Below are 16,948 nucleotides of genomic sequence, written 5' to 3' on the forward strand. Positions count from 1 at the left end.
AATGTTCGCGTTCTTCTGGTGTTCTTTTGCGCCCGAATTGTGCTTTTTATATCACACTTTGGGGCGCGGAAAGGATGACACGCGGTCACAGTGCAACCCCGGTTGCCCCCGCTCGAATCCGTCATTGTCTCGTGCTAGAATTGCACGTTTATTCCTTTAGTAACCCCTTCATTTTTCGGAGTTTTTCATGGCGATCGAACGCACCCTGTCGATTATCAAGCCGGATGCCGTGGCCAAGAACGTTATCGGCCAGATCTACGCCCGTTTCGAGGCCGCCGGCCTCAAGATCGTTGCCGCCAAGCTGGTTCAGCTGTCCCGCGCCGAAGCCGAGCAGTTCTACGCTGTGCACAAGGAGCGCCCGTTCTTCAAGGACCTCGTGGACTTCATGGTCTCGGGCCCGGTCATGATCCAGGCACTGGAAGGCGAGAACGCAATCGCCAAGAACCGTGAGCTGATGGGCGCCACGGACCCGAAGAAGGCCGACAAGGGCACGATCCGCGCCGACTTCGCCGACAGCATCGACGCGAACGCCGTGCACGGTTCGGACGGTGCGGAAACCGCAGCCGTCGAAGTGGCATTCTTCTTCGCTGGCCTGAACGTTTACAGCCGCTGATTGTCACTGCTGACATCGCGCTGAACCCACGCTGGAACTGAAGTCATGAACGATCTCGTCAATCTGCTCGATCTGGATGCGGACGCGCTCACCGCTTATTGCGGCGAGCTCGGCGAGAAGCCGTTCCGTGCGCGCCAGTTGCAGCGCTGGATCCACCAGTTCGGTGCCAGCCGCTTCGACACCATGTCGGATCTCGCCAAGTCGCTGCGCGAAAAGCTCGCGACGCGGGCCGAGATCCGGGCGCCCTCCATCATCGCCGACAACGTGTCGACCGACGGTACGCGCAAGTGGCTCGTCGATGTCGGCGCCGGCAACGCGGTGGAAACCGTGTATATCCCCGAGGAAACGCGCGGTACGCTGTGCATCTCCTCGCAGGCGGGCTGCGCGGTGAATTGCCGTTTTTGCTCGACGGGCAAGCAGGGGTTCTCGCGGAACCTCACTACCGGCGAGATCATCGGCCAGCTCTGGATGGCCGAATTCGCGATGCGCGAGCACCTGGGCCGTGGTCCCAAGGATGACCGCGTGATCTCGAATGTCGTGATGATGGGCATGGGCGAACCGCTACTCAATTACGACCAGGTCGTGCCGGCCCTGCGGCTGATGCTCGACGACAACGCGTACGGCCTCTCGCGCCGCCGCGTGACGGTGTCCACGTCCGGCGTCGTGCCGATGATGGACCGGCTGTCGAAGGATCTTCCCGTGGCGCTCGCGGTGTCGCTGCACGCCTCGAACGATCCGCTGCGCGACATGCTCGTGCCGCTGAACAAGAAGTACCCGCTGGCCGAGCTGATGGCGGCATGCCGCCGCTACCTCGAGTTCGCGCCGCGCGATTTCATTACCTTCGAATACTGCATGCTCGATGGCGTCAACGATGGCGTCGAGCATGCGCGGGAACTGCTGAAGCTTGTGGCCGACGTGCCGTGCAAGTTCAACCTGATTCCGTTCAACCCGTTCCCGGAATCGGGGCTGAAGCGCTCGAACAACGAGCAGATCCGCCGCTTCGCCCAGGTGCTGATGGACGCGGGGATCGTCACAACGATCCGCAAGACCCGTGGCGACGACATCGACGCCGCGTGCGGCCAGCTGGCCGGCGAGGTCATGGATCGTACCCGTCTGGCCGAGCGCGGCAAGTTCGGCAAGATCGTGCCATTGGTGCCGGTCACGGCGGCCGGCAAAGCTCGGGAGGCTCGCCCCGCATGATGCGTCTGATTGTCGCGGCCCTGTTCGGGCTGGTGATGTTGTCCGCCTGCACGCTGCCGAAGCAGCCGCCGCAGGGCATCCCGACCGCCTCCGACCAGACCGACGTCAGTCGCCGGGCCATGATCCGCCTGCAACTGGCGATGGGCTACCTCGAGGCCGGGCAATATTCCGTCGCGCTCGACGAAAGCAAGCAGGCGATCTCGATCGATCCGACGATGGTCGACGCGTACCACATGCGCGCGCTGGCCTATCAGGGCATGAACGAGCGCGCGCTGGCCGAGGACAGCTTCCGTACCGCGCTCTCGATGCGTCCGAACGACGCCGACGTGCTGAACAACTACGGCTGGTTCCTGTGCCAGAACAACCGGTCGGGCGAGGGTCTGCCGATCCTGCGCCGCGCGGTCGAGGCCCCGTCGGTGACCGGACCCGTCAAGCCGCTGATCAGCCTCGGTGTGTGCGAACTCCGCACCGGCGACAGCGAGGCCGCCGAGAAGACGCTGCTGCGCGCGCTCGGCTACGACCGCAACAACCAGGCGGCAATCACCAATCTGGCGCTGGTTTATTACCGCCGGGGTGACCTTGTCCAGGCCCAACAATATATCGGGCGTGTCAACAACGGCCGGACGCCGAGCGCGCAATCGCTGTGGCTCGGCTTGCGCATTGCACACCGGCGCGGCGATGCCTCGACGCAGAGCGCGCTCGTGGCGCAATTGCGCAGCCGGTTTCCGGAATCGCGAGAGCTGACCGCCTTCGAACAAGGAGCATGGGATGAGTGAACAGGAGCGTGCCGAGAGCCAGGCTGCTTCGGGCGTGGTGGAGACCGATCGTGACGCGGTGGCGCGCCAGATCGGCGCACAGCTCAAGGAGGGTCGGGAGGCGCAGCGCTTGTCGCTCGAGGACGTGAGCGCGCGGCTCAAGGTGGCGGCGCCGAAGCTCGCGGCGATCGAGTCGGGTAACGTGTCCAGCCTGCCGGACGTGACATTCGCCAAGGGCGTGATGCGCGCGTATGCCCGGACGCTCCATATCGATATCGACCCGCTGCTGGGCCGTTATCACGCCCAGGCGCAGGCCGCGCCCGTGGCGGAGATCACGCGCCGGCACGAGGGCTCGCTGAACCAGACGTTCGACGACCGCAATCGTTTCGGCTCGGGCAGCCGCTTCGGTTCGGGCAGCTCGACGGGGAACGGCGGCCGCTGGATCTGGCTGTTCTTCGTCGTCGCCGTGCTCGGCGCGGGCGGGTGGTTCGGCTTCGATCATTTCAAGGCGTGGATCGAGGCGCGCGCGCAGCACAGCGAGCATGCCGCCGAGACCGCCGCCGCTGACGATGCCGCGCAGCAGACGAGCAGCGACGGCACCGTGACGGCGACGCTGCCGCCCGTGATGACGGGCAACGATTCGCCGGCGCCTTCGGAGGCGCCCGCGGGCACGGCGCCGGCAACGAACGCCGCAACGACCGCATCGAATGCGACGACCGCCAGCGGCATGCCCCTGGCGACCGGCGGCGCGCTCACGCCGGGTGCGACCGAGGCGCCCGCCGCGCCCGCGGCGGCGGTGCCCGGTGCACCGGCAGCAACCGCGGCGAGCGCGGCCGCCGGTGGCGACGTCGAACTGCGTTTCTCTGCCGATACCTGGTACGAGGTCCGCGATCGCAATGGCAAGGTGGTGCTGGGTGGCACCGCCAAGGCTGGCGACGTGGTGACCGGCGGCGGTGCCGCGCCGTACAAGGTCGTGATCGGCAACGTGAAGGGTGTCGAATCGCTGCGCCGTAACGGCGCACCCGTGGATTTCAAGAGCGCGGATCGCAACAACGTGGCGCGGCTGACGTTACCGTAAGCACGGCCACAACAAGCGCGGTCCCTGCAAACCGTCAAGCATGCAAGGTGGTAATGCAATGAATCAAGAGGCTTTCCAGCCCGTCCTGCCGGGCCCGTTGCCGCGCCGGCAGTCGCGTCAGGCGCGCGTCGTGTGGGGCGATAATGTCGTGCTGATCGGCGGCGGCGCACCCGTGCGCATCCAGTCGATGACCAATACCGACACGGTCGACACGATTGGCACGGCCATCCAGATCAAGGAACTCGCGCGCGCGGGTTCCGAGATCGTCCGCATCACGGTGAACACGCCCGAGGCCGCGGCGGCGGTGCCGGCCATCCGCGAGCAGCTCGACCGCATGGGCGTCGACGTGCCGCTGGTCGGGGACTTCCACTACAACGGCCATACGCTGCTGCACGACTATCCCGCGTGCGCGGAGGCGCTGTCCAAGTACCGCATCAACCCCGGCAACGTGGGCAAGGGCGCCAAGCGCGACACGCAGTTCGCGCAGATGATCGAGATGGCGTGCCGCTACAACAAGCCGGTGCGTATCGGCGTGAACTGGGGCAGCCTGGACCAGGACCTGCTCGCGCGCATCATGGACGAGAACGCGCAACGCGCGCAGCCGTGGGCCGCGCAGAGCGTGATGGTGGAAGCGCTGATCACGTCCGCGATCGAGTCCGCGCGCAAGGCCGAGGAAATCGGCCTGCCGGGCAACCAGATCATCCTGTCGTGCAAGGTCTCGCAGGTGCAGGAGCTGATCGCGGTGTACCGCGAACTCGCGCGCCGCTGCGAGTACGCGCTGCATCTGGGCCTGACCGAAGCGGGCATGGGCAGCAAGGGCATCGTGGCCTCGACGGCCGCGCTGTCGGTGCTGCTGCAGGAGGGCATCGGCGACACGATCCGTATCTCGCTGACGCCGGAACCCGGCGCGCCGCGCGAGAAGGAAGTCTACGTGGGGCAGGAAATCCTGCAGACCATGGGCCTCCGTAATTTCACGCCGATGGTGATCGCATGCCCCGGCTGCGGCCGCACGACGAGCACGACGTTCCAGGAACTGGCGGCGAGCATCCAGTCGTATCTGCGCGAGCAGATGCCCGTGTGGAAGACCGAGTTCCCCGGCGTGGAAGAGATGGACGTGGCCGTGATGGGCTGCATCGTCAACGGTCCCGGCGAGAGCAAGCATGCCAATATCGGTATCTCGCTGCCGGGCTCGGGCGAGTCGCCGGCGGCGCCGGTGTTCGTGGACGGCGTCAAGGTGAAGACGCTGCGCGGCGAGCGCATCGCCGAGGAATTCCAGGCGATCGTGGATGAATACGTGCGCACGCATTACGGCCCGAACGCCGTGCGTGCCGCCATTGCATAAAGAAGAAATGACCGAGAAGTCCGAGAAGGTAGAGAAGACCGAGAAGGCCGAGAAGGTGCGGGCGCTGCAGGGCGTCAAGGGCATGAACGACATGTTGCCCGCCGACGCGCCGCTCTGGGAGCTGTTCGAGAATACCGCGCGCTCGATGCTGCGCGCGTATGGCTACGAGCAGATCCGCACGCCGATCGTCGAGCACACGCAGCTGTTCGTGCGCGGCATCGGCGAGGTCACGGACATCGTCGAGAAGGAAATGTATTCGTTCACCGATTCGCTGAACGGTGAGCAACTGACGCTGCGTCCGGAAGGCACGGCGGCGGCGGTGCGCGCGACCATCGAACACAACCTGCTGTACGACGGCCCCAAGCGCCTGTGGTACACGGGCCCGATGTTCCGCCACGAGCGTCCGCAGCGCGGCCGTTATCGGCAGTTCCATCAGCTGGGCGCGGAAGCGCTCGGCTTTGCCGGTCCGGACGTCGACGCCGAGATCATCCTGATGTGCCAGCGCCTGTGGGACGACCTCGGGCTGACGAATGTGCGCCTCGAGCTCAATTCGCTCGGTCAGGCGCACGAGCGTGCCGCGCATCGTCAGGAACTGATCAAGTATCTGGAAGGCTTTCAGGACATCCTCGACGAGGATGGCAAGCGCCGCCTGTACACGAACCCGCTGCGCGTGCTCGACACGAAGAATCCCGCGCTGCAGGAGATGGCATCCAACGCGCCGAAGCTCATCGACTTCCTCGGTGAAGAGTCGCTGGCGCACTTCGACGGCGTGCAGCGCCTGCTGAAGGCGAACAACATTCCGTTCAAGATCAATCCGCGTCTCGTGCGGGGTCTGGATTATTACAATCTGACCGTGTTCGAATGGGTGACGGATAAGCTGGGCGCGCAGGGCACGATCGCCGGCGGCGGCCGCTACGATCCGCTGATCGCGCAGATGGGCGGCAAGTCCGCGCCCGCGTGCGGCTGGGCCATGGGCATCGAGCGGATCATCGAACTGATGCGCGAGGAGAAGCTCGTGCCGGACGTCGAGGGCTGCGACGTGTACGTCGTGCACTCGGGCACGGCGGCAGCCGAGCAGGCGATGATTGCGGCGGAGCGCCTGCGCGATGCGGGCCTCAATGTGGTGCTGCATGCCACGCCCGACGGCAAGAGCGGCAGCTTCAAGTCGCAGATGAAGCGCGCGGACGGCAGTGGCGCATCGTTCGCGGTGATCATTGGCGACGACGAAGTCGCCAATGGCGTGGTGCAGGTGAAGGAACTGCGCGGCGCGGGTGCGGAGGGCACCGGCGGCGCGCAGGAATCCGTGCCGGCAGAGGGTCTCGTGGAATTCGTGATCGATCGGATGGTCAATGCCATCGAGAGCGATGACGAAGATGAAGACGACGAACAGTAACGACAACGCGGGTGATGCCTCGACATGGCTTACGATCTAGAAGAACAGGAACAGCTTGAGAGCCTCAAGGCCTGGTGGAACCAGTACGGCAATATCGTTACGTGGATCCTCATCGCGGGCCTGCTCGCGTTCGCGGCATGGGGCGGCTGGAACTACTGGCAGCGTTCGCAGGCACGCGATGCGGCGTTGCTGTACGAGCAGGTGACCAAGGCCGCCGAGGCGCGCGACGCCGATCGCGTGAAGCGCGCCGCCACGGACCTCGAGTCGAAGTTCGGCCGCACCGCCTATGGCCAGATGAGCGCGATGGTCGCGGCGAAGACGCTGTACGACGCGGGCGATCTGGCGGGCGCGAAGGCGCAGCTGCAATGGGCGATCGATCATGGCGACGGCGACTATGCGCACCTCGCGCGCGTGCGCCTGGCCGGTGTGCTGCTCGACGAGAAGGCCTACGACCAGGGCCTCGCGCTGCTGAAGACGGACCCGCCGGGTCCGTTCGAGGCGTTGTACGCGGACCGCCGCGGCGACCTGTTCGCCGCGCAGGACAAGCGTGACGAGGCGCGTACCGCGTATCGCCGCGCGCTGGACAAGCTGGGCGCCGGCGATGCCGGCATGCGCCAGGTCATCCAGTTCAAGCTTGACGCGCTGGGCACCGCGTAACGCGCTGCCAGCAGACTGAATTCATCCGGGCCAACCGAGCCGCACGGGCCAACCGAGTCAAACAAGGGAAGGGATCGCATTCTCATGATGTCATTGCAACAAGCCGCCGCGCAACGTTCGACCCGCCGTGTGTCCCGCCATGTCGCGCGTGCGCTGACAGCCGGGGCCTGCCTGGGCGTCCTGGCCGGCTGCTCGCTGTTCGGCAAGGAGAACAAGCATCCGCCGACCGAGCTGAAGCCAGTGGCCGCGACGCTGTCCGTCAAGCAGGCGTGGACCGCGGACGTGGGCAAGAGCGGTCCTTACGTGATGTCGCCCGTGGTGTCGGGCAACAACGTCTACGTGTCGTCGCGCAGCGGTAACGTGATGGCGATCGATGGCGCATCCGGCCGCACGGTGTGGAAGGCCAGGACCGATGTCGACCTGACCTCGGGTCCCGGCTCGGACGGCAACGTCACCGCCGTGGCGGGCGAGAAGGGCGTCGTCTACGCGTTCGACGCGAGCGGCAAGCAGGTATGGAAGAAGCAGGTCAACGGCGAGGTCCTGTCCGCGCCGCTGGTCGGCAACGGCCTCGTGATCGTCCGTACCACGGATACGCGCGTGCTCGGCCTCGATGCGCAGACCGGCGAGCGCCGCTGGATCTACCAGCGTTCGCAGACGCCGCTCAACCTGCGCGCCGCCATGGGCATGACCTTTGCCGGCGACGGCGTGGTGATGGGCTTCCCGGGCGGCAAGCTTGGCGTGCTCGCGCCGGGCAACGGCGTGCTGCGCTGGGAATCGGCGGTGTCGTATCCGAAGGGCGTGTCCGAAATCGAACGCCTGAACGACGTGACGGGCCAGCCGGCCGTCAATGGCCGTCAGGTGTGCGCCACCACGTTCCAGGGGCGGATTGCCTGCCTCGAACTGGCGAATGGCCAGCCGCAGTGGGGCAAGGATTTCTCGTCGCCAACCGGGCTGGCCCAGGATGACACGACGCTGTTCGCCAGCGACGAGTCGTCCACGGTGTACGCCTTCGACCGCCAGAACGGCAACGAGCGCTGGAAGAACGACCAGCTGCGCTATCGCACGCTGGGCGCGCCGACCGCGCTGGGCCGCTCCGTCGTCGTGGGCGACTACGACGGTTATGTTCACTTCCTCTCACGCGAGGATGGCCAGATCGTGGCCCGCATGAAGACCGATGGCAGCGCGATCAGCGCCGCGCCGGTGGTGGCCGGGCAGACGCTGGTGGTACAGACGCGCGACGGCGACGTCTACGGCTTCGTCCCGAACTGACATCGAAGCCAACGCCGTAGCCGGGGCCATCCCCGGTCGCGGCCATGGGATCTCGCCCATGCCCGTCCATGCTCCTGTCGCATGGACGGGCTCATTTCCGGTAGCATGATTCCGGTCGTGCCCGCCTTTGCGGTTTGGACCGTGGCGCCCCGCATCGTCTGACCGGGTGCGCCCGACAGGAAACCTGCCTGCCATGCCCAATATCGGCGCATGGCGGGATGTCGGATCAACATGACTCCGGAGTCGGGACGGCGTGTGCCGGCCCATTTTCCGTTTATTGCATGAAACCAGTGATCGCACTCGTCGGCCGCCCGAATGTGGGCAAGTCGACGCTATTCAATCGGATGACGCGCTCGCGCGACGCGCTCGTCGCCGACCTGCCGGGCCTGACACGGGACCGCCATTACGGCGAGGGCCGCGTCGGCGACCGTCCGTTCATCGTCATCGACACCGGCGGCTTCGAGCCCGTGGCCAAGGAAGGCATCGTGGCCGAGATGGCCAAGCAGACGCGGCAGGCCGTGGTCGAGGCGGACGTCGTGATCTTCCTCGTGGACGGCCGGCTCGGCCTCGCGCCGCAGGATCGCGTCATCGCCGACTACCTGCGCAAGACGGGCCGCCGCATCATGCTGGCCGTGAACAAGGCCGAAGGCATGAAGTACACGTCCGTCGCGGCGGACTTCTACGAGCTCGGCATGGGCGACCCGTACGCGATCTCGTCGACACACGGCGATGGCGTGCGCGAGCTCGTCGACGAGGCGCTCGACATCGCGGTACAGGAGCGCCCGGAGCTCGCCGAGCCCGATGACGCCAGCCAGCGCGGCGTGAAGATCGCCATCGTGGGGCGGCCGAACGTGGGCAAGTCCACGCTCGTGAATACGCTGATCGGCGAAGAGCGCGTGATTGCGTTCGACATGCCAGGCACCACGCGCGATGCCATCTACGTGGAATTCGAGCGCGGCGGCAAGCCCTACACGCTGATCGACACCGCGGGCCTGCGCAAGCGCGGCAAGGTGTTCGAGGCGATCGAGAAGTTCTCGGTGGTCAAGACGCTGCAGTCGATCGCCGATGCCAACGTGGTGGTGCTGCTGCTCGACGCGCAGCAGGACATCTCCGAGCAGGACGCGCATATCGCCGGCTTCATCGTCGAGTCCGGCCGCGCGCTGGTCGTGGGCGTGAACAAGTGGGACGGCCTGGACGGGCATGCGCGTGACCGCATCAAGCACGATCTGGAGCGGAAGCTGCAATTCCTGAGCTTCGCCAATTTTCATTTCGTGTCGGCAAAGGAGCGGACGGGGATCGGCGCGCTGCTGCGTTCGGTCGATGATGCTTATGCGGCGGCGATGGTCAAGCTGCCGACGCCGCAACTGACGCGCGTGCTGGAGGAGGCGGTGGAGTTCCAGCAGCCGAAGCGTGTGGGCACTTCACGGCCGAAACTCCGTTACGCGCACCAGGGCGGGTCCAACCCGCCGATCATCGTGGTGCACGGCAATGCGCTGTCGGGCGTTGCCGAAACCTATCGCCGTTACCTTGAAAACCGGTTCCGCGCCGCATTCAAGCTCAAAGGCACCCCGCTTCGAATCGAATTCCGCACGAACAAAAACCCGTACGTCGACTCGAAGGAATGAGCCTCGATGGTGCCTGGGGCTCGGCTTTCTCTGCGTGGGCAAGATTCGTTTGCGTTCGTTTGGAACTGCGGCTAAATTCACGGATAGCAGGGGGTTCGCCCCCTGCGTGTGTTGAGGCCAAGCTGGTACCGTTTTCATCTTTGCTTTGATCTTTTTTTGGCGCGATCTTGTGCCGATGACTTGAACCGGGGGCTTCCGTCCCCATGATCCATCACTAAATCTATAAATTTGGAGTGTGCCATGAGCAACAAAGGGCAATTGCTACAAGACCCGTTCCTGAACGCGCTGCGCAAAGAGCACGTGCCGGTTTCCATCTACCTCGTCAATGGCATCAAGCTGCAAGGCAATATCGAGTCGTTTGACCAGTACGTCGTCCTGCTGCGCAATACGGTGACGCAGATGGTGTACAAGCATGCGATCTCCACCGTGGTTCCGGCCCGTGCGGTCAATTTCCGCGTGGATGACGCTTCCGAGGGTTAATCCCGACGATTCTGTCCGTTGCGGCCGCATTCCGGTGCGGTCGCATGGCCTTGGCCGAAAGCCCGAGCCTTGTCGCAAGCTCGAGCCAGGTGGCAAGCCCGAGCCAGGTCGCACGCTCGACTGTGCCCGAAAGCTTCTGTTCCGCGCTGTCTATCTCCGACTGTCGCCTCCCCGGCGGTCATCTCTCCTCTAGACGCCTCGCGTCCATCCCGTTTGCAACCCAAAGCTACCTCCAATACCGAGCCGTCGCGCGCCATCCTGGTCGGCGTGGATTTCGGCAAGCATGATTTCCAGGAAAGTCTCTCCGAACTCGCGCTGCTGGTGACGACCGCCGGCTCCGTGCCCGTTCACACGCTCACGGGCAAGCGTCCGCGCCCCGATCCGTCGCTGTTCATCGGATCCGGCAAGGCGGAAGAACTGCGCGAGGCCGCGGACGCGCTGGACGCGGACGTGATCGTGTTCAACCACGCGCTGAGCCCCGCGCAGCAGCGGAACCTCGAGCGTTTCCTGAACCGGCACGTGATCGACCGCACGGGCCTGATCCTCGATATCTTCGCGCAGCGCGCGCAGAGCCATGTGGGCAAGGTGCAGGTGGAACTCGCGCAGGTCCAGTACCAGGCCTCGCGCCTGGTCCGCGCGTGGAGCCACCTGGAACGGCAGAAGGGCGGTATCGGGATGCGCGGCGGCCCGGGCGAGCGGCAGCTCGAACTCGACCGCCGGATGCTCGACGACCGCGCCAAGCGGCTCAAGACGGATCTCGCGCGGCTGCGCCGTCAGCACAGTACGCAACGCCGCGCCCGCGCCCGCAACGAGACGCTGAGCATTTCGCTGGTCGGCTATACGAACGCGGGCAAGTCCACGCTGTTCAACGCGCTGACCAAGGCGCGCGCCTATGCGGCCGACCAGTTGTTCGCGACGCTCGATACGACGTCGCGCCGGCTGTTCCTCGAAGGGCTGGGTAATGTGGTGCTGTCCGATACCGTCGGATTCATTCGCGATTTGCCGACACAGCTCGTGGAAGCGTTTCGCGCCACGCTCGACGAAACCGTGCACGCCGATCTGCTGCTCCATGTCGTCGATGCATCGAGCGGCGTGCGGCACGAGCAGATCGAGCAGGTGAACCGCGTGCTCGCGGAAATCGACGCATCGGACATCCCGCAGATCATCGTCATGAACAAGATCGACGCGGCCCCTGAACTGCTCGAGGCCGGCCCGCGCATCGAACGGGACGAGGAGGGCGTGCCCACGCGCGTGTTCCTGTCCGCGCGGGAAGGCATGGGCCTCGACGGCCTGCGGGAAGCCGTGGTCGAGGTGGCCCAGTGGCTCGCTTCGCGCCCGCCGATGCCGCCGGAATACGACCCGCGACTCGACGAACTTTCCGGCGACATCCCTGTCGACGGCGAAGATCATGGCGATATTGCGTAAATGTGATCAAGATGGCTGCTAGAATCCCCCTGTTCACAACTTCCCGGACCCGTGCACTTCATGCCCCAGTTCTCCCGGAATCCTGACTCGCGCTACGCGCCCGGCGCCAGGCAGCCCCACGCGCCGCTGCGCGCGGGCTGGCAACGCTTGCGTGCCATCTTCTCGCTGAACGACCCCCGCTGGGGCCGCAACGGTCAGGACGACGAAGACAAGGACAAGGACAACAATCGCCAGCAGAACCAGCGTCCGCAGGACGGCCCGCCGGATCTCGACGAGCTCTGGCGCGACTTCAACCGCCGCCTGAACGGCCTGCTGGGCCGCAAGGACAATGGCGGCGGCGGCAACCAGAACTTCGGCGGCCCGCGCGCCCCGGGCAAGGGTTCGGGCATCGGCGTGGGCGTGCTGATCGCCGCGATCGCCGGTATCTGGCTGGCGAGCGGGTTCTTCATGGTGCAGGAAGGCCAGACCGCGGTGATCCTGCAGTTCGGCAAGTACAAGTACAGCGCGGGCCCCGGTATCAACTGGCGCTGGCCGTGGCCGATCCAGTCGGCCGAGGTGGTCAACCTGTCGGCCGTGCGTTCGGTCGAGGTCGGCCGCGCGACGTCGATCAAGGACACGAACCTCAAGGACTCGTCGATGCTCACGCAGGACGAGAACATCATCGATGTCCGGTTCACGGTCCAGTACGACATTCAGGACGCGAGCGAATACCTGTTTTTCAACAAGACCGACCGCGGTGGCGATGAAGAGCTGGTGACGCAGGCCGCCGAGACGTCGGTGCGCGAGATCGTGGGCCGCAACCGCATGGATTCGGTGCTGTACGAGAACCGCGAGCAGATCGCGCAGGGTCTCGCCAAGTCGATCCAGGCGATTCTCACCGCGTACAAGACGGGTATCCGCGTGATCTCCGTCAACGTGCAGAGCGTGCAGCCGCCCGAGCAGGTGCAGGCCGCGTTCGATGACGTGAACAAGGCGAGCCAGGATCGCGAGCGCGCGATCAGCGAAGGCCAGGCCTATGCGAACGACATCATCCCGCGCGCCAAAGGTACCGCCGCGCGCCTGAAGGAAGAGGCGGAGGGTTACCGTTCGCGCGTAGTCGCGCAGGCCGAGGGCGATGCCTCGCGCTTCCGCTCCGTGCAGGCCGAATACGCGAAGGCACCGCAGGTGACGCGCGATCGTATCTATCTGGAGACCATGCAGCAGATCTACTCCAACACGAGCAAGGTGCTCGTGGACGTGCGTCAGGGCAGCAACCTGCTGTACCTCCCGCTCGACAAGCTCGTGTCGCAGACGCAGGGCGCCACCGTGCCGTCGTCGCCGGCAGCGGCTTCGGGTTCGGCGGCACCGGCGGTGCCCGATACGTCGTCGGATATCCGGTCGCGCGAAGCGCTGCGCAACCGCGACCGCGATTCGCGTTAAGAAGGAGACGTCATGAACCGACTGATTTCCTTCGCGATTGGTATCTTTATCGTGCTGGCCGTGGCGTCGTCGATGCTGTTCGTCGTCGATCAGCGCCAGTACGCCGTGGTCTTCGCCTTCGGCGAGATCAAGCAGGTCGTGCGCGAGCCGGGCCTGCACTTCAAGCTGCCGCCGCCGCTGCAGAACGTGGTCTTCATGGACCGCCGCCTGCAGACCATCGATGTCGCCGCCAACGAGCGCTTTCTGACCGCCGAGAAGAAGAGCATGGTGGTGGACTGGTTCGTCAAATGGCGCATCGTCGATCCGCGCAAGTTCTTCGTCGCCTTCGGCGGCAACGTGCGCGGCGCGCAGGATCGCATGACGCAGCGGATCGACTCCGTGGCGCGCGAGGAGTTCGGCAAGCGCACCGTCGCCGATGTGGTGGCGGGCGAGCGTGACAAGGTCATGCAGAATATCCGCACCGGCATGGCCGAGTATGCGCAGAGCGTAGGCGTCGAGATTCTCGACGTTCGCCTGAAGCGCGTGGATCTGCTGCCCGCGATCAGCGAATCGGTGTATCGCCGCATGGAGGCCGAGCGCAAGCGCGTGGCCAACGAGCTGCGGTCGACCGGCGCCGCGGAGGGCGAAAAGATCCGCGCCGATGCCGATCGTCAGCGCGAGGTCGTGCTGGCAGAGGCCTATCGCGACGCGCAGGTCATCAAGGGCGATGGCGATGCAAAGTCCTCGCAGATCTATGCCGACGCCTTTGGCCGCGATCCGAACTTCGCGCAGTTCTGGCGCAGCATGGAAGCCTACCGCAGCACGTTCCGCGACAAGCGCGACCTGATCGTGCTGGAACCGAACTCCGACTTCTTCCGCTACATGCGGTCGTCCGGCGGCAGCAGTGCCCCGGCGCCCGCGCCAGCCAAGAAGTAGGGTAGCCGGCAGTTCCCGGCCATCGACTACGAAACCCCGGCTTGCCGGGGTTTTGTACGCTACCGGTGTACCATTCGCCCGGCACCGTCTGATAGTTATGAGAAGCACCATGTCCAACCACTGGCTCCTGCCTGAAAACATCGCCGACGTCCTGCCGTCGGAAGCGCGCAAGATCGAAGAACTGCGCCGCCGCATGCTCGATCTGTTCCGCACCTACGGCTACGAGCTGGTCATGCCTCCGATGCTCGAGTACCTCGAGTCGCTGCTGACCGGGACCGGCCACGATCTGGACCTCCGCACGCTGAAGCTCGTCGACCAGCTTTCCGGCCGCACGCTGGGCCTGCGCGCCGACATCACGCCACAGGTCGCGCGGATCGACGCGCATCTGCTGAATCGTCCGGGCGTCACGCGCCTGTGCTATGCGGGCAACGTGCTGCATGCGCGCCCGGCCGGCTTCCATGCCACGCGCGAGCCGATCCAGCTCGGCGCCGAGATCTATGGGCACGCGGGCCTCGAGGCGGACGTCGAGATTCAGGAGCTGATGCTGGCCGCGCTGCAGGTGGCGGGCCTGACCGACGTGCGTCTGGACCTGTGCCATGCGGGCATTCTCGGCGCCGTGCTGGAAGGGCTGCCGTCGATCCGCAAGATCGAGGACGCGCTGTTCGCGGCGCTGGAAACGAAGGACGTGTCCGCGTTGCGCGCGCTGACCGCGGGCATGCCCGAGACCGAGCGCGACGCGCTGCTGGCCCTGCCGACGCTGTACGGCGGCGTGGACGTGATCGAACGCGCGCGCGCTACGCTGCCGTCGAGCCCGACCATCGGCCGCGCGCTGGATGAACTCGCCGCGCTGGCCGCGCGCGTGAGTGGCGCGAGCGTCAATATCGACCTGGCCGACCTGCGCGGGTATCACTACCACAGCGGTGTGATGTTCACGGCCTATGTCGCGGGCCTGCCGAACTACGTGGCGCGCGGCGGCCGGTATGACAAGGTGGGCGAGGCCTTCGGGCGCGCCCGTCCGGCGACGGGGTTCTCCCTCGACCTGCGCGAAGTAGCGGCCCTGTCGCCGGTGCAGGTGCGGGCGCTTGCCATCTTCGCGCCGTGGGATGCCGACCCGGCATTGCGCGCCGCCATCGCGGCCCTGCGCGGCAATGGCGAGATCGTGATCCAGTCGCTGCCGGGCCATACGCACGAGCTCGACGAGTTCAATTGCGACCGCCAGTTGGTACGCCAGGGCAACGCCTGGGTCGTCGTACCGCGCTGAATTTCCCCTGAGGATCGCTCCGGGAACGGCCTCCGCGCCGGGCCCGGATTTGTCTCGAATGGAGCAGACTCGCGCCCAAAGAACGGGCACTGTTCCGCAACGAGAGTAGAATACGTTTTTAACCTTCTGACCAATTCAACATGTCCGCATCCGCAGTAAGCCAGGGACGCAACGTCGTCGTGATCGGCACCCAGTGGGGTGACGAAGGCAAAGGGAAGATCGTCGATTGGCTTACCGACCAGGCAAAGGGCGTGGTGCGGTTCCAGGGTGGTCACAATGCAGGCCACACGCTGATCATCGGCGGCAAGAAGACCATTCTTCGACTGATTCCGTCGGGCATCATGCGCGACGGCACGGTCTGCTACATCGGCAATGGCGTCGTGCTGTCGCCCGAAGCGCTGTTCCGCGAGATCGAGGAGCTCGAGGCCGCCGGCCTGCAGGTGCAGAACCGCCTGCGTATCTCCGAAGCCACCACGCTGATCCTGCCGTACCACGTCGCCATCGACAAGGCGCGTGAAGCGCGCCGTGGCGCCGCGAAGATCGGCACGACCGGCCGCGGCATCGGTCCGGCCTACGAAGACAAGGTCGCGCGCCGCGCGTTACGCGTGCAGGATCTGTTCGACCCGAAGGCCTTCGCCGAGCGTCTGCGCGAGAACCTCGACTTCCACAACTTCATGCTGACGCAGTACCTCGGCGCCGAGGCGCTGGACTTCCAGCAGATCCTCGACGAGACGCTGGCCTACGCGCCGCGCCTGAAGCCTATGGTCGCGGACGTGTCGGCCGAGCTGTACGCGGTGAACGCCGCGGGCGGCAACCTCATGTTCGAGGGCGCGCAGGGCACGCTGCTGGACGTGGACCACGGTACGTACCCGTACGTGACGTCGAGCAACTGCGTGGCCGGTGCGGCCGCCGCGGGCGCGGGCGTGGGTCCGGGCCGCCTGAACTACATCCTCGGTATCACGAAGGCGTACTGCACGCGCGTGGGCTCGGGTCCGTTCCCGAGCGAGCTGTACGACAACGACAACCCGTCGCGTCAGGATCCGGTAGGCGTGCGCCTGGCCAACGTGGGCAAGGAATTCGGCTCGGTGACCGGCCGTCCGCGCCGCACGGGCTGGCTCGACGCCGCCGCGCTCAAGCGTTCGGTGCAGATCAACGGCGTGTCGGGCCTGTGCATGACCAAGCTCGACGTGCTCGACGGTCTCGAGACGCTCAAGCTGTGCGTCGGCTACGAGCTCGACGGCAAGACCGTGGACATCCTGCCGCGCGGCTCCGATGCGGTGGCCGCCTGCGTGCCGGTGTATGAGGAATTCCCGGGCTGGAACGAATCGACGTTTGGCGTGAAGAGCTGGGATGCGCTGCCGGAAGCGGCGCGCACCTACCTGAAGCGCGTCGAGGAAGTGGTTGGCATTCCGATCGACATGATCTCGACGGGTCCCGACCGCGACGAGACTATTCTGCTGCGTCACCCGTATCAAACGGCGTAATCGCGCAACAGGCGTCATGGCGGTGACGGCCA

General features: G+C 65.7%; 15 protein-coding genes. All 15 read left to right on the plus strand.

The genetic code is table 11. From position 1 onward, the window contains the following. Positions 1 to 187 precede the first annotated feature (187 nt). Positions 188 to 613, plus strand: a complete 426-nt coding sequence (gene ndk, locus KHP16_RS25255; RefSeq protein ID WP_109580722.1) for a nucleoside-diphosphate kinase — start codon at positions 188 to 190, stop codon at positions 611 to 613. A 45-nt stretch (positions 614 to 658) separates the two neighbouring features. Continuing rightward, a complete protein-coding gene (gene rlmN / locus KHP16_RS25260; RefSeq protein ID WP_211961377.1) occupies positions 659 to 1,813 on the plus strand; it encodes a dual-specificity RNA methyltransferase RlmN in 1,155 nt (384 codons plus the stop codon). After that, positions 1,810 to 2,589 (plus strand): type IV pilus biogenesis/stability protein PilW, encoded by a 780-nt coding sequence (gene pilW, locus KHP16_RS25265; RefSeq protein WP_109580724.1) that lies wholly within the window; start codon positions 1,810 to 1,812, stop codon positions 2,587 to 2,589. The genes rlmN and pilW overlap by 4 nt, the downstream gene beginning before the upstream one ends. Further along, positions 2,582 to 3,646, plus strand: a complete 1,065-nt coding sequence (locus KHP16_RS25270) for a helix-turn-helix domain-containing protein (protein WP_121490731.1) — start codon at positions 2,582 to 2,584, stop codon at positions 3,644 to 3,646. Before pilW ends, KHP16_RS25270 begins: the two co-directional genes overlap by 8 nt. Before the next feature lie 58 nt (positions 3,647 to 3,704). Next, the gene (gene ispG, locus KHP16_RS25275) at positions 3,705 to 4,988 is read left to right on the plus strand and encodes a flavodoxin-dependent (E)-4-hydroxy-3-methylbut-2-enyl-diphosphate synthase (RefSeq protein WP_109580726.1); all 1,284 of its coding nucleotides are present in this window, start codon (positions 3,705 to 3,707) and stop codon (positions 4,986 to 4,988) included. A gap of 7 nt (positions 4,989 to 4,995) precedes the next feature. Then, positions 4,996 to 6,381 (plus strand): histidine--tRNA ligase, encoded by a 1,386-nt coding sequence (gene hisS / locus KHP16_RS25280; RefSeq protein WP_115952493.1) that lies wholly within the window; start codon positions 4,996 to 4,998, stop codon positions 6,379 to 6,381. Between the two features lie 24 nt (positions 6,382 to 6,405). Next, entirely contained in the window at positions 6,406 to 7,038 is a 633-nt protein-coding gene (locus KHP16_RS25285; protein WP_109580728.1) for a YfgM family protein, read from the plus strand. A gap of 87 nt (positions 7,039 to 7,125) precedes the next feature. Beyond that, a complete protein-coding gene (gene bamB / locus KHP16_RS25290) occupies positions 7,126 to 8,307 on the plus strand; it encodes an outer membrane protein assembly factor BamB (protein ID WP_109582620.1) in 1,182 nt (393 codons plus the stop codon). A gap of 281 nt (positions 8,308 to 8,588) precedes the next feature. After that, the gene (gene der / locus KHP16_RS25295; protein ID WP_109580729.1) at positions 8,589 to 9,932 is read left to right on the plus strand and encodes a ribosome biogenesis GTPase Der; all 1,344 of its coding nucleotides are present in this window, start codon (positions 8,589 to 8,591) and stop codon (positions 9,930 to 9,932) included. A gap of 240 nt (positions 9,933 to 10,172) precedes the next feature. Then, positions 10,173 to 10,412 carry an RNA chaperone Hfq gene (hfq, locus tag KHP16_RS25300; protein ID WP_109580730.1) on the plus strand — a complete coding sequence of 80 codons (240 nt, stop codon included), beginning with the start codon at positions 10,173 to 10,175 and terminating at the stop codon, positions 10,410 to 10,412. A 213-nt stretch (positions 10,413 to 10,625) separates the two neighbouring features. Further along, entirely contained in the window at positions 10,626 to 11,837 is a 1,212-nt protein-coding gene (hflX, locus tag KHP16_RS25305) for a GTPase HflX (RefSeq protein WP_109580731.1), read from the plus strand. A gap of 60 nt (positions 11,838 to 11,897) precedes the next feature. Next, positions 11,898 to 13,256 carry an FtsH protease activity modulator HflK gene (hflK, locus tag KHP16_RS25310; protein WP_109580732.1) on the plus strand — a complete coding sequence of 453 codons (1,359 nt, stop codon included), beginning with the start codon at positions 11,898 to 11,900 and terminating at the stop codon, positions 13,254 to 13,256. A gap of 12 nt (positions 13,257 to 13,268) precedes the next feature. Next, entirely contained in the window at positions 13,269 to 14,171 is a 903-nt protein-coding gene (gene hflC / locus KHP16_RS25315) for a protease modulator HflC (protein WP_109580733.1), read from the plus strand. Between the two features lie 109 nt (positions 14,172 to 14,280). Further along, entirely contained in the window at positions 14,281 to 15,432 is a 1,152-nt protein-coding gene (locus KHP16_RS25320; protein ID WP_121490732.1) for an ATP phosphoribosyltransferase regulatory subunit, read from the plus strand. Positions 15,433 to 15,572: 140 nt separating this feature from the next. Next, positions 15,573 to 16,916: an adenylosuccinate synthase gene (locus tag KHP16_RS25325; protein ID WP_109580735.1), complete on the plus strand. Its 1,344-nt coding sequence runs from the start codon at positions 15,573 to 15,575 to the stop codon at positions 16,914 to 16,916. Positions 16,917 to 16,948: the final 32 nt, after the last annotated feature.

Source organism: Cupriavidus plantarum (assembly GCF_905397285.1).
Taxonomy (GTDB): Bacteria; Pseudomonadota; Gammaproteobacteria; order Burkholderiales; family Burkholderiaceae; genus Cupriavidus; species Cupriavidus plantarum.